This is a genomic window from Aliidiomarina indica, assembly GCF_015354615.1.
GTDB lineage: Bacteria > Pseudomonadota > Gammaproteobacteria > Enterobacterales > Alteromonadaceae > Aliidiomarina > Aliidiomarina indica.
The window spans coordinates 1-22,665 of sequence record NZ_JACAVQ010000005.1 but is presented as its reverse complement, the minus strand read 5'-3'; the positions used below and the strand labels follow the sequence as shown (position 1 = coordinate 22,665).

16 protein-coding genes and 3 pseudogenes are annotated in these 22,665 nt (G+C 42.8%); 18 read left to right on the top strand and 1 reads right to left on the bottom strand.

From position 1 onward, the window contains the following. The first annotated feature begins 14 nt into the window (after nt 1-14). From tviB to HXZ99_RS08395, 4 genes and pseudogenes are all read left to right on the top strand, one after another. A complete protein-coding gene (tviB, locus tag HXZ99_RS08405; RefSeq protein WP_194756851.1) occupies nt 15-1,289 on the top strand; it encodes a Vi polysaccharide biosynthesis UDP-N-acetylglucosamine C-6 dehydrogenase TviB in 1,275 nt (424 codons plus the stop codon). A 26-nt stretch (nt 1,290-1,315) separates the two neighbouring features. Further along, nucleotides 1,316-2,350 carry an NAD-dependent epimerase/dehydratase family protein gene (locus HXZ99_RS08400; RefSeq protein WP_194756850.1) on the top strand — a complete coding sequence of 345 codons (1,035 nt, stop codon included), beginning with the start codon at nt 1,316-1,318 and terminating at the stop codon, nt 2,348-2,350. 208 nt (nt 2,351-2,558) lie between these two features. After that, nucleotides 2,559-3,081: pseudogene (locus HXZ99_RS12240) on the top strand (integrase core domain-containing protein); the annotation flags it as partial. 51 nt (nt 3,082-3,132) lie between these two features. Further along, nucleotides 3,133-4,380, top strand: a complete 1,248-nt coding sequence (locus HXZ99_RS08395) for a lipopolysaccharide biosynthesis protein (protein WP_194756849.1) — start codon at nt 3,133-3,135, stop codon at nt 4,378-4,380. 215 nt (nt 4,381-4,595) lie between these two features. Here HXZ99_RS08395 and HXZ99_RS12435 read toward each other — a convergent pair. Continuing rightward, nucleotides 4,596-4,700 (bottom strand): annotated as a pseudogene (locus HXZ99_RS12435) (IS30 family transposase); the annotation flags it as partial. Nucleotides 4,701-4,794: 94 nt separating this feature from the next. Between HXZ99_RS12435 and HXZ99_RS12420 the strand changes: the two are divergent. From HXZ99_RS12420 to HXZ99_RS08320, 14 genes and pseudogenes are all read left to right on the top strand, one after another. Then, nucleotides 4,795-5,097 (top strand): annotated as a pseudogene (locus tag HXZ99_RS12420) (integrase core domain-containing protein); the annotation flags it as partial. Between the two features lie 85 nt (nt 5,098-5,182). Next, nucleotides 5,183-6,367 (top strand): hypothetical protein, encoded by a 1,185-nt coding sequence (locus HXZ99_RS08380; RefSeq protein ID WP_194756848.1) that lies wholly within the window; start codon nt 5,183-5,185, stop codon nt 6,365-6,367. After that, the gene (locus HXZ99_RS08375; protein ID WP_194756847.1) at nt 6,367-7,455 is read left to right on the top strand and encodes a glycosyltransferase; all 1,089 of its coding nucleotides are present in this window, start codon (nt 6,367-6,369) and stop codon (nt 7,453-7,455) included. The genes HXZ99_RS08380 and HXZ99_RS08375 overlap by 1 nt, the downstream gene beginning before the upstream one ends. Before the next feature lie 561 nt (nt 7,456-8,016). After that, nucleotides 8,017-9,027: a glycosyltransferase family 4 protein gene (locus HXZ99_RS08370; RefSeq protein WP_194756846.1), complete on the top strand. Its 1,011-nt coding sequence runs from the start codon at nt 8,017-8,019 to the stop codon at nt 9,025-9,027. After that, a complete protein-coding gene (locus HXZ99_RS08365; protein WP_194756845.1) occupies nt 9,027-10,376 on the top strand; it encodes a phenylacetate--CoA ligase family protein in 1,350 nt (449 codons plus the stop codon). The genes HXZ99_RS08370 and HXZ99_RS08365 overlap by 1 nt, the downstream gene beginning before the upstream one ends. A 52-nt stretch (nt 10,377-10,428) precedes the next feature. Further along, nucleotides 10,429-11,628 (top strand): UDP-N-acetyl-D-mannosamine dehydrogenase, encoded by a 1,200-nt coding sequence (gene wecC / locus HXZ99_RS08360; protein WP_194756844.1) that lies wholly within the window; start codon nt 10,429-10,431, stop codon nt 11,626-11,628. A gap of 9 nt (nt 11,629-11,637) precedes the next feature. Further along, nucleotides 11,638-12,771, top strand: coding sequence for a non-hydrolyzing UDP-N-acetylglucosamine 2-epimerase (wecB, locus tag HXZ99_RS08355; protein ID WP_228517838.1), 1,134 nt, complete (start codon nt 11,638-11,640; stop codon nt 12,769-12,771). Next, complete coding sequence (locus tag HXZ99_RS08350; RefSeq protein WP_194756843.1) at nt 12,768-14,390, top strand: heparinase II/III family protein; 1,623 nt, start codon at nt 12,768-12,770, stop codon at nt 14,388-14,390. Before wecB ends, HXZ99_RS08350 begins: the two co-directional genes overlap by 4 nt. Next, a complete protein-coding gene (locus HXZ99_RS08345) occupies nt 14,387-15,562 on the top strand; it encodes a glycosyltransferase family 4 protein (RefSeq protein WP_228517836.1) in 1,176 nt (391 codons plus the stop codon). The genes HXZ99_RS08350 and HXZ99_RS08345 overlap by 4 nt, the downstream gene beginning before the upstream one ends. 68 nt (nt 15,563-15,630) lie before the next feature. Beyond that, a complete protein-coding gene (locus HXZ99_RS08340) occupies nt 15,631-16,761 on the top strand; it encodes an undecaprenyl-phosphate alpha-N-acetylglucosaminyl 1-phosphate transferase (protein WP_194756842.1) in 1,131 nt (376 codons plus the stop codon). Nucleotides 16,762-16,866: 105 nt separating this feature from the next. After that, entirely contained in the window at nt 16,867-17,883 is a 1,017-nt protein-coding gene (gene galE, locus HXZ99_RS08335; protein WP_194756841.1) for a UDP-glucose 4-epimerase GalE, read from the top strand. Between the two features lie 135 nt (nt 17,884-18,018). Further along, the gene (locus HXZ99_RS08330; protein WP_194756840.1) at nt 18,019-18,762 is read left to right on the top strand and encodes a YjbF family lipoprotein; all 744 of its coding nucleotides are present in this window, start codon (nt 18,019-18,021) and stop codon (nt 18,760-18,762) included. Then, on the top strand, nt 18,755-21,886 hold the full coding sequence (locus HXZ99_RS08325) for a YjbH domain-containing protein (protein ID WP_194756839.1): 3,132 nt from the start codon (nt 18,755-18,757) through the stop codon (nt 21,884-21,886). The genes HXZ99_RS08330 and HXZ99_RS08325 overlap by 8 nt, the downstream gene beginning before the upstream one ends. Before the next feature lie 214 nt (nt 21,887-22,100). After that, the gene (locus tag HXZ99_RS08320) at nt 22,101-22,421 is read left to right on the top strand and encodes a hypothetical protein (RefSeq protein WP_194756838.1); all 321 of its coding nucleotides are present in this window, start codon (nt 22,101-22,103) and stop codon (nt 22,419-22,421) included. The last annotated feature ends 244 nt before the right edge of the window (nt 22,422-22,665 follow it).

The following is a 22,665-nucleotide window of genomic DNA, read 5'->3' as shown; positions in this document are numbered from 1 at the left end:
GATATTTAAACAATATGAATTTAGATAAAGTGAATATAGCCGTAATAGGATTGGGCTATGTGGGATTACCCTTAGCTGTCGAGTTTGGAAAGAAATATCCAACCATCGGATTCGACATTAACCAAAAACGTGTTTCGGAACTAAAAAACGGAATTGACCACACATTAGAAGTCGAGAAGCAAGAGCTTCAACAAGCTTTAAGATTATCATACAGTTGCAATCCCAAAGATTTAAAAGCAGCAAACGTATATATTGTTACAGTTCCAACACCAATCAACAAATTTAAGCAACCCGATTTAACTCCGCTGATTAAAGCTTCCGAAACCATTGGTAGCATTCTCAAACCTGGTGACATTGTTATTTATGAGTCGACTGTTTATCCGGGAGCAACCGAAGAAGACTGTGTACCAGTATTAGAAAAAGTATCAGGGTTGATTTTTAATAAAGATTTCTATGCAGGTTATAGCCCTGAACGTATAAATCCAGGTGATAAAGAACATCGAGTGACTACTATTTTAAAAGTCACCTCAGGTTCTACTTCAGAAGTGGCGCAGTTTGTTGATGATTTGTACGCATCGGTTATTACGGCTGGAACGCATAAAGCTGAGAGCATTAAAGTGGCAGAGGCTGCTAAAGTTATTGAGAATACTCAACGTGATGTGAACATAGCATTGATCAATGAATTGGCGATGATTTTCAATCGGTTGGGAATCGATACCGAAGCTGTTTTAAAAGCGGCGGGAACTAAGTGGAATTTTTTACCTTTTCGGCCAGGTTTGGTCGGCGGCCACTGTATTGGTGTTGACCCTTATTATCTAACACATAAAGCAGAATCAATCGGATATCACCCCGAAATGATTCTTGCTGGGCGGCGAATAAATGACAATATGAGCCGTTACGTTGTATCCGAGTTTGTTAAAGCTCTCTTACAGAGGGGTATAATTGTAAGAGGTGCAAGAGTACTAATCATGGGGCTTTCGTTCAAGGAAGACTGCCCGGACATTCGAAATACTAAAGTTATAGATATTGTCTCCGAGCTGAACCAGTACGGTATTCTAGTCGATGTATATGACCCTTGGGTAAATGCGGAAGAGGCGTTCTCTGAATATGCCTTATCATTGACTACTAAGCCTGCTTCACAAACTTATGATGGAGTAATTGTTGCCGTGGCACATAAACAGTTTAAGCTACTTGGTATCAAAGGAATAAAAGAAATGTGTAAGCCTAATCATATAATTTACGACCTTAAATACATCGTTGACAATAACGCAGCTGATATTCGGTTGTAGTAAAATTCAAAATAAAGGTTATAAGTATGACAAAGTACGACGAATTAAAGACGCAGCTTCAAAAAGAGCCAAAAGTTTGGCTGGTAACCGGTGTCGCAGGCTTTATTGGTTCTAACTTGCTTGAGGCTCTTCTTAGGCTGAATCAATCCGTTGTTGGATTAGATAATTTTTCTACTGGGTTTCAACGCAACCTCGACGAAGTTGAAGCTAGCGTAAATCCAGAACAATGGAAACGGTTTCAATTTGTCGAAGGTGATATTACTGATTTAGAAACCTGTAAAGCCACTCTGGAGCATGAATCAGCAGGTCGAGTGAACTATGTACTTCATCAAGCTGCACTTGGTTCAGTACCTCGGTCTATAGATGACCCAATTAACACAAACAAAAGCAACATCGATGGTTTTTTAAACATGCTTGTAGCGGCTAAAGACGCACGAGTTGATAGTTTCACTTACGCAGCAAGTAGTTCAACCTATGGGGATCATCCAGCGCTACCAAAAGTTGAAGAAAATATAGGAAATCCTCTATCGCCTTATGCAGTGACGAAATATGTTAATGAGCTTTATGCAAGCGTTTTCGCACGTGTTTATGATTTCAAAACTATAGGGCTACGCTATTTTAATGTATTTGGACCGCGTCAGAACTCTGATGGTGCATACGCTGCGGTTATTCCGAAATGGTCGTCAGCCATGATTAAAGGCGAAAGTGTTTATATTAATGGAGACGGAGAAACGAGTAGAGACTTTTCGTATATCGATAATGCAATTCAAGCAAACATTTTAGCAGCCACAGCAGACGATTCGGCAAAGAACGAAGTTTATAATATGGCTTTAGGAAATAGGACTAGTCTAAATCAACTATTCAACGATATTAAAGAAGCTCTATTGAACAACGGTGTTTGCTATACCTTGGATCCACTTTACCGGGATTTCCGTCCCGGTGATGTTAGACATTCTCAGGGGGATATTTCTAAAGCCATGACCAAGCTAGGTTTTTCGCCGACACATAGAATAAAGGACGGTGTAAACAAAGCCATGCCTTGGTATATCAAAACACGGTAGTGAGTTTTTTAAATGCATGATTGCCTAGCCCTAGAAAGCTTGTCAAGATGAACAGAATTCTTATTTTTAGTGTATCTGTGGATAATACCCTCAAATCATTGTTTTTCAAGCTAGTTGTCACCATCAGGCCGTTTAAGCGGCCTGATGGTGACAACTAGCTTGAAAAACACCGAGAGGTACGCGCACCAACAACCCTAGCGCAGTATATCGCAATCCACAGCCGCTGACTGATCCTGAGTCGCTAAACCAAAGTTGGTCGGCAAACTTTAAGAAAGATGCATTGGATTGTGATTGGCGCTTTCAGACCTTTAACGTGGTGGACCATTTTAACCGCGAAGCGCTAGTGATAGATATTGATTTAAATTTACCATAAACAGGTTCGAGTGGACCAAGGGCCCGAAGTCACTTCGATTGCATTAGCTGAGTAGGTTGAGCCTAACGAGGCTCATCTCGAGTTTATAAAGCCCGGAAAGCCAACGTATAGTTCATAGTTTGAACGCTTCAACCGAACTTACCGCAAAGAAGCGCTTAATTAATATATATGCAAAAGTCTGAGAATGGTCCGAGTTATATTTGAAAGCTAGTTGCCATCATATAATGATGAGCGACCACATGAATCACTAGGTAACCTGATACCGTCGGAGTATCGATTGGTAAAACGAACGAGCAGACCTCTAAAGGTGCAAGGCACTCACGAGGAGATGCTTTCAGAACGATATAAAGGACGATAGAAGTTGTTAAACAAGGCTCTCGGATTTTGGAGGAATACATTCGCTCGGAATGTGGCTATCGTAGCAAGTGGTACGGCGATTGCTCAAGTCATAACTCTTCTTTCTGCACCTATAATAACCCGTATTTATGGTCCTGAGGCATTCGGTATTCTAGGTGCCTTTAATGCATTGCTTGTGATGACGACTCCGCTTGCGGCACTCAGCTACCCCATTGCAATTGTATTGCCCAAGAATGATCGTGACGCACTTGGCTTAGTTCTCCTATCTCTAAAGATTTCACTACTAACATCTTTACTTGTAGCCTTCGTTTTTATCGTAGCTAAAGATGCTGTATTGCAAATGTTAAATTTAGCTGAAGTGGGAGATTTTATATGGTTGCTTCCCTTAGCGATGGTGCTGTCGGTTCTACTAGCAACAACAACACAATGGGTAGTGCGTAAAAAACTCTTTAGTCTAAAAGCTAAGGTCGCAGTCGCTCACGCAGTATTACAAAATGGCTTAAAAATTTCTTTAGGATTGATTGCGCCCGTATTCTCTATGCTTATTACGGTAGCGACTTTTGGATACGCAATCAATGCTATTCTATTTTACTTTGGAATAAGAAGAAGTAAAAAGGGGGCTGTTAGTAATTCAGATAGCCCTCAGAATAGCCAAATAGTCTTAGCTAAAGACTATAATGACTTTGCTTTGTATCGTACCCCCCAGCTTATTATTAGCGCTGTTGGTCAAGGTATGCCGGTACTTATGTTAACTGCACTATTTGGACCAGCTGCTGCAGGTTTTTACGCTTTGAGCAGGTTAGTTCTGGGTGCGCCGGCGCAACTGATCGGACAGTCTGTCCAAACTGTATTTTATCCACATTTTAACGAAACGATTCGAAATGGAAAATCCGGCTTACGCCTCCTTATAAAGTCTACAGCATCGTTAATGGTAGTTGGTATCTTACCCTTCACAATAGTAATTGCTATAGGACCTTGGCTATTTTCCAGTGTTTTCGGGCCTGATTGGCAGGTCGCGGGTGAAATTTCTCAATGGCTTTCTGTTTGGATGTTTTTTAGTCTTGCTGCTCGCCCTGCGATATCGGCCATTCCAGTTTTAAGGCTTCAGGGACTTTTTTTGTTTTTTGAAATCACGTTTACACTCTTACGTATTCTTTCGCTGTATTTAGCATATATTACTTATGGAACGTTAATGAGTGTAATTATTTGGTATGCATTATCAAATGTCCTAATATACTTGACTTTGATCCTATGGGTGGGTCATAGCTCCAAGTTAAATACAAAGAACCTAAATTATTGAAAGAGTTGTAATTTTGTTATAACCGTTTTTCTAGAGCTAAGTTTCTACCTGTTTCTATTCTATTTGAACGCTGTCTATTGAAAGAACATCGTAGAGTAGAATTTAAAAGTTTAACCGCGCGAGAAAGGCCCTTTTAGTTCATTGTTAAATTTTTGAACTGGTCTAATGAATCCGGACACTTTAATTAGTGACAATACTAAGCCTAGATTCAACCAATAACTGGAACACTCGCTTTGCGTGTAGTGCAATTGCTCTTTAAAAACCATATCCGGTTGCTTAAGACCCAATGCCCTTCTCGGTCTGAACCGCTGACCAATTTTGTACGGAAGACAGACTAAACCCGCAGCACGCGAGATATTGTCGGTAATGCTTGAATCGATTTAAGTCCCCGCTCTCCGTAATAATCATTAATGCGATGATGGGTCCGAGTTTATTTCAATAGCTTTAGCTGAGAAGGCGGAAGAAAACAGAGTTCGCCTTGAGTTCATAAAACCCGAAAAGTCAACGCAGAATTCATGCGTCGAACGATTCAACCGAGCTTACCGAAATGAAGTGCTTGATTACTATGCATTCGGAAGCTTGACGGAAGTTCGAGACATAACTAAAAACTAGTTGCAATAACATAACAACGAGCGACCACACGAATCACTCGGTAACCTGACACCATCAAGATATCAACTGGTAAAAACGAACGAGCAAAACTCTAAAAAAACCTGACACTAATTAGGGGATGTTTACGATTATCACCAAGTCATAACGAGAAATTTTCATAATGTAAATTAAAAAGGTGCTGGATTAACGGATGTATTTCTATATTGTTGTCTATATTCTCCTAACATCTCTAGTTTCTACTCCGATTGTTGTTCAAGGCGTAGGGGTTGCGTTTGGTACTATTGCCTTGCTCAAAATGCGGCATAGTCTTTCTGAGTTGGTATTATTTGTCTTCCTTTGTATTTCGCTAATACTTAGCTGGTTTTTCGTGGGGTTTTATTCAGACAACTACGTACATGCGTTTGTTGATGAAGTACGCACGAACGTACTTATTCGCTGGTTCCTTTCATTATTGTCAGCATACATAGCTTTAAAATTAATTAGGCAAGCATTTAGTGAGCCTAATGAATCAAAGCTTACGTCTGCCTTAGAGGTGGTTCTCACAGTCCACCTAGCAGCGTTCATTATTCAAGCGTTGTTTTGGAATATAACTGGAGTAGTTATAGATTTTTCTAGTCTTCTCGGAGGGCAAGAGGCGCGATATCAGTATAGAGAATATGTGCGCCTGACTGGGTTGTTGTTAGAACCGTCGACATATGCAAGTGTTATTTTTGCCTTATCAGCTACACTTAGCTTGCTATATTATTCAAAATCTAATGAATTAAGCTTAGGAAGGGGGATCTTGTTAATAGCTTCAGCGATATCCGCTCTTGCGTCCCTAGCTACCGCAAGTATCATCTACGGTTCGATACTTCTTGTAACGTTGTCCATTCTCTTCTTAAAGAAGGTGCGCGTTTCCAGAGTTATTATTACACTTACAGTTTTGGCGAGTGCTATCTTATTTAGCGTTCTAAATGAAGAACTGATCCAAGTTCTACTCGTTGAAAAATTTTATGCATCTTCCGGTATAAGAGTTAACTTAGTTTCATATATGATGATAGAGAGAGATATTTTCCTAAAATTAGTTGGCTCAAGCCTAATGGGTATTGAGCAATACCTTTACGATTCAACTATACCGCAGGAGAGTGGATCAAGGTACTACTCTAGTTTGAATGATGCTGGGACTTTGGTATTTGGTATGGCGTACTTCGGTTATATATTTTTTGTGCTCAGCATAATTATTTCGATTTATATCCTACGGAAGTCAGTGCCTGTTTTCCTACTATTCGTTGGTCTCTGGTTAATAAAGATAAGCTTTACTCATTTCATGTTTTTCTTGCCGTTATTTGCAATTCTTTTATTTAAAAAGCCTGCTTTAAAGCAGGAGGTCAAATAATGAAGCAAAGACAAACTCAATCTGTAATGGTCATTCTTCCCAACTTCAATGCTGGCGGAGCAGAAAGAGTGGCTATAAACTATATAAATCATTTGTTTCATCAGAATATGAAGGTGTATGTTGTTATTTTCGAAGATAATGGAGCGTTCAAAAGCCTATTGCCTGACGAAATTAATGTGATATGCCTTGGAACAGTGCGAACAAGTCAATCTTTTGGTAGCTTAGCGTTAATTATTTATAAATTAAAGCCGGATGTGGTATTCACTACACATTCAAGGACAGCATTGCTTGTGGGTATAGTTAGGTTATTTACCTTCCGATTCGTGCATATAGCAAGGATGCAAAGCATGCCAAGCCTAGAGAGAGCTTCAAAGTCCTATGGTAGAATACGGCGCTATATGTATGCTTTCGGGTTTAAACAAGCAGATCGAGTTATTGCCCAAACTGAAGCGATGAGACTAGATGCTATAAGAGTGTTCGGTTTACAAGCCTATAGAGTTAGGGTTTTGCCAAACCTCGTAGACGTTCGTAGTATAGAATTGTCTTTGTTGGGCCAAATGTCACCTTTCGATCACAGTAAGATTAATGCCGTAGCTGCAGGTAGACTATGCAGAGCGAAGGGATTTGATGTTTTAATTAAGGCTATTCCGAAAGTCATTAATTCGCTTCCAAATTTCAGGTTGCATATACTTGGAGGTGACGGGGGAGATATTAAAATCTTGACGAATCTCATCGATAGCTTAGGGATGCAAGGATATGTAAAAATTTTAGGTCACATAACTAACCCATATATCTATTTTGCCAACTGTAGTTTATTTATTTTATCTTCCCGTAGAGAGGGTTTCCCTAATGTATTGTTGGAGAATTATACGCTAAATACTCCAATAGTCGCGACGCAATGTGTTCCAGTTGTTGATGAGCTGATTAAAAACGGTGTTAATGGATATACTGTTCCGACGGATGACGTAAATAAAATGGTCCTTGCAATATTAAAATGCAGCGAAATCAAGCGCGATGGCATAAAAAACTCTGCATACATGCCGGGTGATATTGTATCACTTATACATGAAACGATTTCAATAGAATAGATGTTGAGCATCTTAGACGGTGAAATAAGTTGATATCGCGAACATTTATTGACCAGTTGAGCTCCTACATAAACGATCGATTTGAAGATCAGTTCCAGTCGTGATCATATACTCTCTTCTGCGGAGAGCCCTGATGAGCATGACTTTGTTGATTGACCACTTCGCCGACATTGAAGACCCAAGGCAAGTGTAAACATCCCTCAAACTAGGACCAGTGATTTTTAAGTGTGTCTGTGGATAATAGCCTTAACCACGGAGACATCATAATGACATCTCTGAAGCGAAATAGACGATTCTATGTTACCCGTAAGGCGTCTAGCAAAAATGAAAAAGGTTAGCTACTTCAATATGTTCCAAAAAAACAGCTTGTCTACAATAACCACGATTTGTTGGCTAAGATATATAATCTAATTAATCTCAGGCTTTGTAAGGCCATAGGTTTTTAGCAACTGAATTTAATCATTAAAGCATAATCTCAGTGCACGAAGTTCGAGGGCTGATATTATTAGTTTAATCTAGGTTTCGTATACTTTCTATGTTTTCTATAGGCGCATGCCAGATATGACAATTCTTTTAATAGGCCCAAGACTAACACCAAGTAAGCAGCCAGGCGGGATAGTAGTATCCTTTGAGCTGCTCGTTAACAAATTGCGAGAGTTTGGATATGATGTGAATGTTATTGATAACGCTCCAGAATCAGGGGTGAAAAAAATGTTATTCCCATTTCGATTTGTTTTTGAGCTTCTTTTTAAATTGAAATCTTGTTCACATGTTTCATTTCACGGGACAGCGCGCCAATTTGTTTTTTTATCACCCTTGGTTGTTTTCTTCTCAAAACTCTTTAACAAAACTGTTTCTCTTAGGAAGTTTGCAGGAAGCTTTGATGCATATTACTTTAGATCTAACTGGCTTTGTAGAACGTTGATTAGGTATTCTCTAACTAATGCAAATGCAAATTTCTTTCAAACTCTATATCTAGTGAAGTTTTTTAAAAGATTTAATAAGAACACATTTTGGCTACCAACATCAAGGCAGCGCTATTTAGGAGCTAAACGGTGTTTCGCCTTCAAGAAGCGATTTATATATATAGGTCATGTGGCTCGAATGAAAGGGATCCTGGAGCTAGTGGAGGTGATGAAAAGACTGCCTGAAGATTATAATCTCGACGTTTACGGGCCTTTGGTTGAGAAAGATATTCTTCAATTTTTAGAAACCTCTAGGATCATGTATCGTGGAGTTTTAAGGCCAGAACTCGTGACGGCTAAGCTGTGCGAATATGACGTATTGGTGTTGCCTACTAAATGGAAAACTGAAGGCTATCCGGGCGTTATCATTGAGTCGTTTAGTGTGGGTCTTCCAGTGATTGCGACTAATTTAAGGGGGATTTCAGAAATAGTAGAGCATGCATCAAATGGATTTCTTACTCCAATTGGAGACGTCGATAAATTAACTGAGTGTTTTCTGAGTTTCAATGAAGATAATTATCGCGATTTTTCGATTCGAGCGCATGATAGTTTCGAAGTTTACGATATCGATACGACTACAAAGTTTTTTATATCAAAGGTTGTTTAATGAGTTCTACGTTGATGAAACTTTATTATAACTTGCCGCATAAAGTGCAGGATTTATTAATCACTTGCTATGGAGTTAAATTGCACAGGCGTCGTTATAGTTCCTTATTCTTTAGGCGCTTGGAATTTTTGAACGATTCATTGCATTGGTCCGCATCTGACCTAGAAGAATATCAAAATTTAAGACTTCGGAAGCTTGTTGAACATTGCTATTATAATGTTCCTTATTATACAAACCTCTTTAATAAGCTTGGAGCGATTCCTAGTGATGTTAAATCAACCAAAGATTTAAAGATACTTCCAATTCTAACGAAGAAACAACTATTACAGAACCCAGCCTCATTCTTATCTTCAAGTCCGGGATCTAAGGTTGTATCCCAAAGCACAAGCGGGTCTTCTGGAACTCCACTTCAGGTTTTTTCAACAGACATTGCGCTAGCATATTATTATGCGGCGAGCTGGCGGCAAAGAATGATTGCTGGAGCTGAATTACGAGACCCTCATGCGACTTTTAACGGAAGGATGGTGTGCGATCCGACACGCCCAACAAAGAGACCATTTCGAAAAAATTGGTATAGCAATCAAACACTGTTTTCATTGATGCATTTAGATAAGGTTCATCGTGAGCGCATGGCTCGAGAAATTATTAATTCTGACTATGTTTATTTGAATGGATATCCCTCTACATTACACTTTTTGAGCTTAAGTCAAAGTTTTTTGTTAAAGAAGCCAAGTAAACTTAAGTTCATTTTAACCTCGTCGGAAACTCTGAGTAAAAGGCAGAGGAAAGACATTGAACTCGGTTTTGGTGCGCCAGTGTTAGATTATTATGGAAATGCTGAGATGGTTTGTTCGCTTTGTCAATATGAAGATGGCTTATATTACCATGATTCTGAAGATTCAGTAGTCGAGTTAATCGAAAATCGTGAAGGTAGTAGTAATATCGTGTGCACTGGGTTGAATAATTATGCAATGCCCTTGTTGCGCTATGATATAGGAGACAGGGCAACTGAACACCGAGGACCTAAATTATATGATCGACTCGCGCTTAAGTCGATTGATGGCAGAGATGATGATGTCATTATTACTCCTACAGGTAGAGTTATTGGTAGATTGGATCATATATTCAAAGGTATTGTTAATATACATAGAGGACAATTAATTCATAGTGACAAACATCATGTAAAAATACTTGTAGAGCCCCTTTCTGGTTTTAAGGAAAAAGACAAGGAAGCCTTATTAAGAAACGCAAGCGAGAGGATTCCAGAGTGTGTCATCGATATAGAGCTGGTCGATGAAATTCCTCTCGAAAAGAATGGCAAACTAAAATTTGTGAAGCGGATTTTCTGACTGTTAGAAGATAACTCCGTGTTCATAACTCAATCTGATATTAAGGAGAAGTATGTCGAAATCTATTTGCATCATAGGTCTCGGTTATATAGGTTTACCTACAGCAGCATTGTTAGCTAAATATGGCTACAACGTGCTAGGTGTCGATGTATCTCCAGAGGTTGTGGATATCATAAACGAAGGGAACATACATATAATTGAGCCGGATTTAGATTTCTATGTGGCTTCTGCGGTTTCTAGAAAGGCTCTTACGGCTTCTCTATCTGTTAGAGCCGCTGATGTATTCATTCTCGCCGTACCTACGCCTTTCCATGATGGTCATGTACCAAATATAGATTATGTTGTATCAGCAACTCGCTCGATAGCGGGCGTGGTTAAGGCCGGTGATTTGGTAATCCTTGAGTCGACATCTCCCGTTGGTACTACAGAACGACTAGCAGAAGTGCTTGAAGAAGAAGGCGTCGACACATCGTCGCTACATATTGCTCATTGCCCTGAACGTGTTCTTCCAGGTCATATTATACGGGAGTTGGTGGAGAACGACCGAATCGTAGGCGGTCTCACTAAAGAGGCTGGCGAGAAGGTCGCGGAGTTCTATCGCACATTTGTATCGGGTGATGTGGTGGTCACTGACGCACGTACAGCCGAAATGACAAAACTCACGGAAAACAGCTTCCGCGATGTCAACATCGCTTTTGCAAACGAACTTTCCATTCTGTGTGACAAGTTCCAAATTGATGTGTGGGAGCTGATTCGCTTAGCCAATCGCCATCCTCGTGTAAACATTCTGCAACCTGGCACTGGCGTCGGTGGACATTGTATTGCGGTTGACCCTTGGTTCATCGTGCACGCTGGCGGTGACGATGCCCGTATTATAAGAGCGGCGCGTGAGATTAACGACTATAAAACTGAGTGGGTGATTGAGCGCATTCTTTCTGAGGTAACGGCGTTTAGTAGGAAAGAGGGTCGGGAACCCGTAGTTGCCTGTATGGGGTTAGCCTTCAAGCCAAATATTGATGATTTGCGAGAGGCACCTGCACTCGAAGTGTTTCAAGCGCTTGTAAGAAATGATGTCACTACATTAGCGGTCGAACCGAACTTGAAAAAGCATAAAAGTATTGCCTTAACTGATTATCATACTGCAGCTTCAGAGGCTGATTTAGTTATCTTTTTAGTTGCACATAATGAATTTAAGCAACTTAAAGTTTCTGGAAGAACCTTAGATTTTTGCGGTGTAACTGTTAATAAGTAAGGCAATATTATGAAAGTTTTACTGGCGTTCGGTACTCGTCCAGAAGCAATAAAAATGGCACCTTTAGTGAAAGCCTTGCAGGCAGATGAATATTTTTCTGTCGTGGTTGCGGTAACAGCTCAACATCGTGAAATGCTCGATCAAGTCCTCGACCTATTTGAGATTAAGCCTGATTACGACCTTGATCTTATGAAAGCGGGGCAAGATCTATTTGATGTGACATCGGGTGTGCTGATGGGCATGCGCGATATCCTTAATGGTGCGAAACCTGATGTTGTGCTTGTGCATGGCGATACCGCAACCACGTTCGCTGCTACATTAGCGGCTTTTTATGCGCGTATCCCGGTTGGTCATGTTGAAGCTGGCTTAAGAACACATGATTTGTACTCACCTTGGCCTGAAGAGGCGAATCGTCAACTAACAGGACGCTTAGCAACGTGGCATTTCGCACCAACCGAGCGTAATCGCAAAGATTTGCTTGCCGAGCATGTTAAAGACGAATCGATTGTTGTTACAGGCAATACGGTAATTGATGCCTTGCATTGGGTTAGCGATAAGATCTCGACAGATACAAGGCTGCAAAGCTCAATTCAAAAACAGTTGGGTGATGCTGGTCTTTCAGTTGATTTGGCTGGCAAGAAATTTGTTTTAATTACTGGCCATCGTCGAGAAAACTTTGGGCAAGGATTTGAGAATATCTGCCAAGCACTTCGCGATTTAGCTACAAAGCATCCTAGTGTACACTTTGTTTATCCAGTACACCTAAATCCGAACGTTCAAAAGCCCGTTAAAACCCTGCTTGCAGGTTTAAATAATGTGCACCTTATTGCGCCGTTGGGATACGAACCCTTCGTTTATTTAATGCAAAACAGCTATCTCGTTCTCACGGATAGCGGAGGTGTACAAGAAGAAGCACCCGGCCTTGGGAAGCCCGTTTTGGTAATGCGCGATACCACGGAACGGCCAGAAGCAGTTGAAGCCGGAACAGTAAAATTGGTGAGTACAAACACAAATGCGATCGTTTCTAACGTAGATTTGTTGCTAACAGATACGCTGGCTTATGCTGAAATGTCTCGTGCTCATAATCCTTACGGTGATGGCAAAGCTTGTGGCCGTATAGCTAATTATTTGAAAGTACAGTGAAACAGCTAGAGAAACTTTTGCTACTGATTAGAACGGTGCGCCACCTTCGTTTGCGTCAGGTTGCGTTTCAACTTTGGTATCGACTTCGCCCCAAGCCTTTTATTCGTGCATCGACTGGAGCGAAAACTGCAGCCCGACCTGTATGGAATGGAGCTCTATACTCTAAGCAATCGTATTTTACGCCAAACCGGTTTGAATTTCTGAATAAAACAGGTCAAGTGCTCGAATCAGCTGATTGGAATAGTGAGCAATTCGATAAACTGTGGCTGTATAACCTGCATTACTTCGATGATTTGAATGCTGTCGAGAGCGACTCCCGAGTGCAGGAGCACTGTGCGCTGATTCATCGTTGGATCAGCGAAAACCCTGTGATGACAGGAAATGGTTGGGAGCCTTACCCGTTGTCACTACGCATAGTTAACTGGATAAAGTGGTGTTGGCGTAATCCGACCGAAGTAGATCAAACTATTGTAAATAGCTTACACACGCAGGTAAAAGCTTTAGAAAAACAAATCGAATATCACATATTGGCGAATCACTTGTTCGCAAACACAAAGGCTTTGGCATTTGCGAGTCGCTTTTTTGAGGGTGCAAGCTCATTAAAGTGGGGGAAAAAAGCCAGCCAGCTACTCACTCATGAGCTTGATGAGCAATTCCTGGATGATGGCGCCCATTATGAACGCTCACCCATGTATCACTGTATTTTGCTGTGGGATTTGCTCGATCTCTATTGCTTATACAAGGGAGCGACTGAGTCCTCGGAAACATGCCTACTCTTAAAAGTTCGAGCTGAACGAGCATTAGGTTGGCTAAATGCGCTTGTACACCCAGACGGGGAAATTCCCTTCTTCAATGATACGACGTTTGAAATTGCCCCAAAGGTGACTCAAATCCATGACTATGCTCAGCATCTAGATCTTAAATGTGGAAATATCTCGTTAAATGCAAGTGGTTTCGCTCGAACTACGAAAGGGCGATTCACACTGATTGCAGATGTAGGACAGATCGCTCCCCGTTATCAGCCGGGTCATGCCCATGCCGAGGCTGGTTCATTTGAGCTTTCTTGTGGTGAGCATCGTGTGTTCGTAAATTCTGGGATCAGTGAATATGGCATGGGAGACACACGCAAGCAACAACGCGCTACATCAGCACATAACGCGGTGGAAGTAAGACGGGCTGAAAGAGAGCTTAATAGCTCTGAAGTTTGGTCGGGTTTCCGTGTTGCTCGAAGAGCAAGAGTAAAAGCAGAAAAAGCGGTTAGTTCTCTGCAGTGCGTAATCGAAGGTTTTTGGCATAAAAATAAGATGGCTGTGCACAAGCGTGAGTTTCTACTCGGTGAAGCCGGCAGCAATGAAAATGAGATTATTATTCGAGATTTTTTACTTGGTGCAGACGGTGGCAAAGCATACTTTCATCTGCATCCGGAATGTAAGGCACAACATTCTGATAGCTCAGTTGAAGTAAACATTCATGGGCACTCAGTGCAAATGGAATTTTCAGGGATAGTAAAAAAAGTGACGCTGAAAAATGGGTACTGGTATCCCGCCTTCGGTAAAGCTGAACCAAACTTGTATATTTGTGTAGAGTTTGAGGACAAATTGGTAACTAAAATTTCATGATAAAAGTTTTATTTCTTACCTATTATTTTGAGCCAGATTTATCTGCTGGCTCCTTTCGCGCCTCCGCATTAGTAAAGTCATTAATCGAAAAATTACCGACTGGAAGTGAAATAGACGTAGTAACTACGCAGCCCAATCGCTATCACTCTTTCGAATCGAAATCGGAAAGTTGTGAGCAGCGCGATAACTTAACAATCCATAGAGTACAGCTCCCAGCTCATAAGAATGGTTTTGTGGACCAGGCACTAACATTTCGCCATTACGCACAATTCGCTAGACGGATAGCTAAGGGTAAATCGTATGATATTGTGGTTGGCACCTCCTCTCGCCTAATGACCGCTGTGCTGGCCTCGTATATGGCTCGCAAATTAAACACTAAGCTGTATTTAGACATCCGTGACATATTTGTTGATACCATTTCAGATGTGTTTCCCCGGTACATTACGTCTTGGGCTGTTCCGGTTTTTGGACTGTTAGAGAAGTATGCAGTTCGGCGCGCAAACCATGTAAACTTGGTGAGTGAAGGGTTTCGTCAGTATTTTGAACCAAAGTATCCAAACACCAATTTCAGTTATTTTACAAATGGTATTGATGACGTGTTTGTTAATCACTCTTGGGCGACAGTTACGAGAACGGACTTTCCTAAGACGATTGTGTACGCTGGCAATATGGGAGATGGACAAGGACTTCACTTCATTATTCCTGAACTTGCGCAGAGATTAGGTCCTGATTTCAGGTTTCGGCTTATAGGGGATGGCGGTAAAAAGGGTGTCTTGCTTCAAAAGGTGCGAGCACTCAAGCTTACGAATGTTGAAGTACTGCCCCCTGTCAAAAGAGATGCTTTGCTTTCCGAGTATGTTAAGGCAGATATTTTATTTCTTCATTTAAACGACGTACCTGCGTTTGAAAAAGTACTGCCTTCGAAAGTGTTCGAATATGCAGCTACAGGTAAGCCAATTCTGGCTGGTGTTTCAGGTTACGCCTCGGAGTTCATATCTAACTATATTGAAAATGCAATGGTGTTTAAGCCATGTGATTATCAAATGGGAACTGAGGCGATAAAGAGGCTAGAATACCAATATACGGATCGAGGTGAGTTCATCTCAAGTTATGCACGATCGAAGATTTGCGATGAACTAGCACACAACATTTGCAGGATGCTTGAGAAGTAATGCGATTTACTGAGCGCAACAGGTTTTGAGCACGGTAGGGGTCTATAACCTTGGAGTAAAAAATTAAGATGGAATTTGTTGTAGTTTTGCTTTCCACATTAGCCGTTACTTGGTTGTTGCAGGCATTGCTGGTTCCTCTGGCCGCAAAGTATGGGCTTGTCGATAAGCCGTGTTCTCGTAAACAACACTCTGGAGAGATCCCTCTTATAGGCGGATTGGCGTTAGCGCTTACATTTTTCCTAGTTGCGTCCATTATATTTGAAATTAATTTTCAGTTTGTTTGCGTTATTGTCTCCTCGGTTTTGATGGTTACCACCGGTGTACTCGATGACAGATTCGACTTAAGCGTAAGACTTAGAATCGTCATGCAGCTGATCGCCGCAAGCATCCTAGTTTTTGGTGCAGGCATTCAAATAACCACTCTGGGTAACCTTTTTGGCTTTGGCGTTATTGATTTAGGTGACTGGGCCGCGCCGTTTACGGTGTTAGCGATCATGACGGCCATGAATGCCTATAATATGATTGACGGTATTGATGGACTGTTAGGTGGGCTTTCAATTGTCAGTATGATAGGTATTGCAGCACTGGCTATTCTCCACCAACAAACGACACCATTTTTCTTTAGCTTAATTTTACTATCAGCGCTACTCCCTTTCCTCCATAGAAACCTACAGAAAAACGGTACTCGAATTAAAAAAGTATTCATGGGTGATGCCGGATCGATGTTTATAGGTCTGGTTGTCGTTTGGCTTCTCGCGTTGTTAACCAACCCAGAGCTATCAAACAAGTATGTTCTTCAGTATGGGGAGAGCTATTTTGGAGGTGCATCCGAGTCGAAGGTTCGTCCGGTTGCTGTATTGTGGCTAATCGCGATTCCATTAATGGATATGCTTGGGATCATGGTTAGACGGGTCGTTAAAGGGCAAAACCCATTTAAACCTGATCGCGATCATTTGCATCATATTTTTATGCGCGCTGGATTCACCCCTCGAGAAGCTTTAACCGTTATTACTCTTTCGGCTATTTGGTGGATGTTTGTAGGCCTATATCTTGAGTATCTTCAGGTGCCGGAAGTTATTGTACTAGCTGCCTATTTTTGTGTTTTTGGAATTTACCTGCTTTGCTTAAAGTATTGTTGGCGTATTTCAGCTTTAGTGCGAAAGGTTCGCAAGGTTGAAACGAAGCAGTCGGTTAGGTAACTCAGGTTCTTGGAAACAACGCACTGCGTTGGTTAAGGATGGTCTGATGGCATCTTGCCCATAGCCTTACTTTCTCGCTCTACTTAAAGTGATTTTGAGAACATTATGACAATTTTAGTTACAGGTGGAGCCGGGTACATCGGCTCTCACACGGTGCTTGAACTATTAAATAGCAACCAACAAGTGTTGGTGTTGGATAATTACTCCAATAGCACAAGAGAAAGTCTTGAGCGCGTGACGAAAATCGCAGGAAGGAAGATTGACGTTGTTCGTGGTGATATTCGAGATGCATCGTTATTAAAAAGTATTTTCAGTTCATATAGTGTTAGTTCCGTAGTGCACTTTGCTGGCTTAAAATCAGTAGGCGAGAGCGTCGAGAAGCCTTTGGAATACTATGATAACAATGTTGTAGGAACCCGAGTACTTCTCGATGTTATGAATAGTTTTGGATTGAAGAAAATCGTTTTTTCTTCCTCAGCGACGGTTTATGGAGATCCTGCAGAAGTTCCTATTCGTGAAGGCTTCCCGACGGGTGCTACCACCAATCCGTATGGTACTTCTAAGCATTTTGTTGAGCGAATGCTGATGGATTTATGCACAGCAGACCCCAAATGGCATGCAATATCTTTGCGATATTTTAATCCTGTAGGCGCGCATTCGTCTGGATTAATAGGGGAAGACCCAAACGATATCCCAAATAATTTGATGCCTTATGTTTCTCAAGTAGCAGTGGGGAAACTTAAAGAGTTAAGTGTTTTTGGGAATGACTACTCTACACATGATGGCACGGGCGTGCGAGATTACATTCACGTGGTTGATCTTGCTCTTGGTCATTTAGCGGCGCTAAATAAAATTGAAAGCTTGAGTGGGTTCACAGCGGTAAACCTGGGTACAGGAAAGGGCCATTCAGTGCTTGATATGGTTCAGGCATTTGAAAATATCACTGGTAAAAAAATTCCTTATAAAATCGTTTCGAGAAGACCGGGTGATATAGCTATCTGTTATGCTGACCCGTCCTATGCTGAAAAGATTCTGGCATGGAAAGCAACACGAGGGCTTTCTGACATGATTCGTGACACTTGGAACTGGCAATCTAAAAATCCCAATGGATATAAGGGATAGTATCGTTTAGACCAACGCAATGCGTTGGGTACGAAAAATTCCCATACAAAACAATTACGTTCTCAACGTGGTTGAACCCAAGATCTCTCGCTATACTCGTTTCTTTCATGGAACCAAAATAATAAAGAGGATTTCGTGCGCTTTGTAACCCTAATCATAATGGGCTTGGCCATAGGTAGTATTGCCGGTTGCAGCTCAGTACACTCAGATATTCGCGAAACTGCTCGCCTTTTTTTCGCTGAAGGTGAAGATACAACCCTATCACCAGAGGAAATCGCTGCTTTTCCTTACACCGCTATTTACGTGCGCAAAGACGATCAGCCTCGTACCCTTATTGTCTTAGGTTTTGTCGATACTTACGTTCAGTCGGGCTCAGTGGGTGATCACTCGGTACTCCAATTACATTGGATATCGAGCGACTCGATAACCCTTGTGACTGAGTATGGCCGAATTGTACGCACTCAAGGGCTTACATCCGGTGATGCAGAGGCCTTTGTGGGGCGTAATGATTTACACGCCACATCGAACCGGGGGGATGATCCGCTTCGCTGCATTATTACGCAGCCTTCACAGTGTCCTACCGAATGGCGACGCGAGCTCGAATATATACAAGGTAACCATGCTCATAGCGTGCGCTTAACATCAACCTTTGATGTTACGCCGAATATCTCTGTTGAGCTTCCTACACGCACAACCACCACCTCGCATATTGTTGAACATGTTGCAGTGCTGGATGCGAAGGGAACGCCCATTCACACCTTTACTAATGAGTTTTGGGCAGAATCGAATGGACATGTTGTGAAAAGTAAACAAACGATATTCCCCAGCGAAACTAAATTTGAGATCACACAAATTAAATGGGGCTCGGGTGATGAGTAAATTATATAGTTGTGCCTTATCCCTTTCGTTTCTCGTTATGGGCTCATTTGCCCTCTTAGCATCGACTACGGCTAGTGGCCAAGAGCAACAAGAATCAGCACTTTCAAGTACCCAGCACCAAATAACTGTTGAGTTGCAAGCGCCTCTGCGTCTCGACGCTTTTTTGCAATTCGCCCTTGAGCAATTTGCCGCTCAAGATGTTCGGCTTTCCGAACCCTACTGGCCGAACGCCCGTTTAGTGTTTAATGATCGCGCGCAGCAAGCAGAACAGGCGAGAATTCAGGTATTGCGCGATCTTGACGCAATTGCGACCTATCATCCAAACATTGCCGCGTTACTCAAAGCGCAAATAGAAAATTGGCACGTGGGTGTTCAGCCTTATGGCGAGATTAGCTTGGAGCGCGCTCGGTTATCTCGTGAACATAATCCATTGTTGCCTGCGGGCAGTTATACCTTATATGTGCCTGAACGCAATGCTGCGGTGCATCTGTATGGTTTTACCGAATCCTATGGCAAGCAACGGTTTATCTCAGGGCAAACACTGCGAGGATACGTGGCGGAGAATTCAGGATTATTGGCTGAGGCGAGCCGAGATTCGGTTACCGTGTTGCGTAATTCGGGTTCGGGGGTAGAGCGAGCGCGGGTGCGTGCAGATGTGCCGTGGGGGCCCCATAACGCCACCAGCATAGAGTTACTGCCCGGCGATGTGGTGTGGCTTGGACCGCGCGATGCCTCCGCTCATGGTTTGATACCCTTGGGTACGCTCGGACATGGTTTATCCCGCGATGCCCGCAAAGCAGCTCCTAACTTTGCTGCGCATATTGAGCATTTGCTTGAACACTTTGTATACGACGACTCAGGTGCCCGAGTGTCGGTGAATCAAGGTGCTGGCGCAGGAAGAATATCTCGCTTTTCATCCCATGGAGGCTGGCAACGCGATGTTATGGATACTGCGACCGGTATTCACTCTGATGAACATCGTCGCGTTACGTTAAGTAACTATGGTCAGGCGGGATTAATTCAAATGCCGACGGCACGAATGGTCGATGCTGGAGAGATCACCCTTAGCTATAACGATATGGACATTTATCGGCGCTATACGGTGAATTTACAGGTATTTGATTGGCTCGAAGCCTCGGCGTTTTATGTTCGCGTTCCAAGTCGGTTATATAGCTCTGTGCCAGGATTTAGTGGCGATCAGATGTATACTGATAAGGGTTTTGACGTAAAAATCCGTTTGTGGGAAGAGAGCTATTATTTGCCTGAAGTGGCCGTGGGATTACGAGATTTTGCAGGCACGGGCTTATTTGATGGTGAGTTTATTGCGGCTAGTAAAGCTTGGGGCCCGTTTGACTTTACTTTAGGGATGGGCTTTGGGCGCATGGGAACGCGCGATCATTTTAAAAACCCATTTTGTAATTCTTCAGATAGTTTTTGTGAGCGCCCGACGACCGTTTCTGGTAGGGGCGGCGAGCTAGAGTATGACCAGTGGTTTCGAGGCTCCACCGCGCTTTTTGGTGGCGTAGAATATCAAACCCCATGGCAGCCTTTGCGCTTAAAGCTTGAATATGATGGTAATGATTACTCTGATGATTTTGCGATAATTGAGAATCCCCCCCGCACCCCATGGAACGTTGGGCTTAATTATCAACTCAACAACGCCATTGATTTACGCTTAGGCTATGAGCGGGGTGATACGCTAACGTTTGGTTTTAACATCCGTAGCAACTTCAACTATCTCAGTCAGGCAAAGATCACGCCTGAGCGGGTTCCTGCACAAGATCCGAAGGTTTCCTCAATTGAGGAAGTGTCCTGGCCCGATGTACGTCAGGCCTTGCGTGATCATTATAGCTACGCCGGCACGCAGTTTTACGTTTCCGAGAATGATTCTGGTAGCCAACGCAATGCGTTGGGTACGGAGGATGAGGCTGGTAGCCAACGCAATGCGTTGGGCACAGAGGCCGATGGTGCTCACACGGTGACTATGTACGGGAGTCTTTGGCGACATCGGGATGCCGATCAGTATCTTGATCGTACCGCACGCATATTAGCAGCAGAGCTGCCCGCTTCGGTGGAGCGCATAGAGATTGTTGAGCAGATATATAATCGGCCAATGGTGAAGTACGAACTTGATTTATCTGAGTATCGTCGGCAGTTAAATTACGAAGATCCCGACGTGCGACCACAAGATGCATGGCAAGGCTTTACCCGCACTGAGCCGGAGGCCAAGCCTGAGCGCTCGGCAGAAGGTTGGGTCGAAGAATATCCTGAATATGGTTCACGACGCCCTTCCTATGGTTGGAGCCCCCATCTTCAGCAGAGCTTTGGTTCACCGGAAACCTTCTATTTCTATCAGGTATATCTAACGACCTTTGCTAATTGGCAGATCAATGAAAACTTCAGCATTAATGGGAATGTGGGCATTAATGTGCATAACAATTATGATCGCTTTAATTTCACTGTCGATGGGCAACCATCGCCGCTGCCGCGCGCGCGAACCTTCATTCGTGAGTATATGCAACAGGATGTGTGGCTAACGCGGTTGCAAGCGAATTACTTTACTCAGCTGAGTAACGACTGGTATGCGCTCGCGTATGCTGGTGTGCTTGAGCGGATGTATAGTGGTGTGGGTGGTGAGCTGCTGTATCGTCCGCTCGATAGCCCTTGGGCAGTTGGCGCGGATATTAACCGAGTGCGCCAACGTGATTTTAGCGGTGCCTTTGGCCTGCGCGATTACGAGGTAACTACTGGGCATGTGTCGGTGTATTACGATATGGGTCGGGATTTTGAATTCTTTAAGGGTAGCTTGCTTACTTTGAATTTTGGTCAGTTTTTGGCAGGCGACCGCGGTGTGAATGTCGACTTCAAACGTCAGTTTGATAGTGGCATGACAGTAGGGGCCTTTGCTGCCTTTACGAACGTATCTTCAGAAGACTACGGCGAAGGTTCATTCACCAAGGGGTTCTATGTTTCAATTCCGTTTGATCTGATGACAATACGGCCGTCGCGGGTTCGTGGAACCTTTGGTTGGAGCCCTATATATCGTGATGGCGGCCACATGCTTGACCGACGTATGCAGTTACACCCGATTACCCATGAACGGTCACCGTTTTATGACCGATAAGTCGCTGTTATACCGGGTAAATGTTCTTAGGTATTGAATTCGTGCTTAACACATTGCGTTGGTTACAAAGTGTACTGTATACTGCTGGCAAGGTTTATTAAATTTTTATGTTCTTTACGCTGCGGCGCTTGATTTTTTTTAGGCAAAGCCCATACTTATCGGTGATTGTTACGGAAAAGCAATCAATACATGTATTGAAAGAAGGAAGTATATAATGAAAAAGTTAGCAGTCATTTTAGCTGTTTGTGCGTTGTCGCTGACTCCAGCAATGGCGAATGCGGCTGTGGATCCAACTGATCCTGGTTATGCTCCTAGTACTCCTCAATCTGGTCCTGCTCCTAATCCTAGTCCTAGTCTTGGTCAGGGCTTCGGTCTAGGCCATGTTAGTGGCATTGGTCTGGGTGGTTCACTTTTCGGAATGGGAATCTTAATTGTGGTAGTGTCCCAGGCTAATGAAGATGCGGAAGATGAGATTACGGGCCCAACAACGCCACCAACAACACCACCTACAACAACGACAACAGTAACCAACTAATTTTCGTTGTATTGATAGAGCTCTATAAAAACCGCCTTCGGGCGGTTTTTTATTGCCCCGCCAGCAGTTCCTCAACAGTTCCGCCCCAGGGGTAAAACTCTGTTTTTGTCCGCCGCCCCCTCCGCCGCAGCCCAACCCCCACGCGGAATTCATAATTGTGCCCCTGGGGTGGAACTCTGTTTTTGTCGGGGAAGTGCTTGGGGGTGGTGGTTTTAAAATCAGACGGGGTCTATATGCTACACTT

Coding starts and splice junctions, on each gene's coding strand:
- tviB (WP_194756851.1), top strand. CDS start 15: ATGAATTTAGATAAAGTGAATATAGCCGTAATAGGATTGGGCTATGTG.
- HXZ99_RS08400 (WP_194756850.1), top strand. CDS start 1,316: ATGACAAAGTACGACGAATTAAAGACGCAGCTTCAAAAAGAGCCAAAA.
- HXZ99_RS08380 (WP_194756848.1), top strand. CDS start 5,183: ATGTATTTCTATATTGTTGTCTATATTCTCCTAACATCTCTAGTTTCT.
- HXZ99_RS08375 (WP_194756847.1), top strand. CDS start 6,367: ATGAAGCAAAGACAAACTCAATCTGTAATGGTCATTCTTCCCAACTTC.
- HXZ99_RS08370 (WP_194756846.1), top strand. CDS start 8,017: ATGACAATTCTTTTAATAGGCCCAAGACTAACACCAAGTAAGCAGCCA.
- HXZ99_RS08365 (WP_194756845.1), top strand. CDS start 9,027: ATGAGTTCTACGTTGATGAAACTTTATTATAACTTGCCGCATAAAGTG.
- wecC (WP_194756844.1), top strand. CDS start 10,429: ATGTCGAAATCTATTTGCATCATAGGTCTCGGTTATATAGGTTTACCT.
- wecB (WP_228517838.1), top strand. CDS start 11,638: ATGAAAGTTTTACTGGCGTTCGGTACTCGTCCAGAAGCAATAAAAATG.
- HXZ99_RS08345 (WP_228517836.1), top strand. CDS start 14,387: ATGATAAAAGTTTTATTTCTTACCTATTATTTTGAGCCAGATTTATCT.
- HXZ99_RS08340 (WP_194756842.1), top strand. CDS start 15,631: ATGGAATTTGTTGTAGTTTTGCTTTCCACATTAGCCGTTACTTGGTTG.
- galE (WP_194756841.1), top strand. CDS start 16,867: ATGACAATTTTAGTTACAGGTGGAGCCGGGTACATCGGCTCTCACACG.
- HXZ99_RS08325 (WP_194756839.1), top strand. CDS start 18,755: ATGAGTAAATTATATAGTTGTGCCTTATCCCTTTCGTTTCTCGTTATG.
- HXZ99_RS08320 (WP_194756838.1), top strand. CDS start 22,101: ATGAAAAAGTTAGCAGTCATTTTAGCTGTTTGTGCGTTGTCGCTGACT.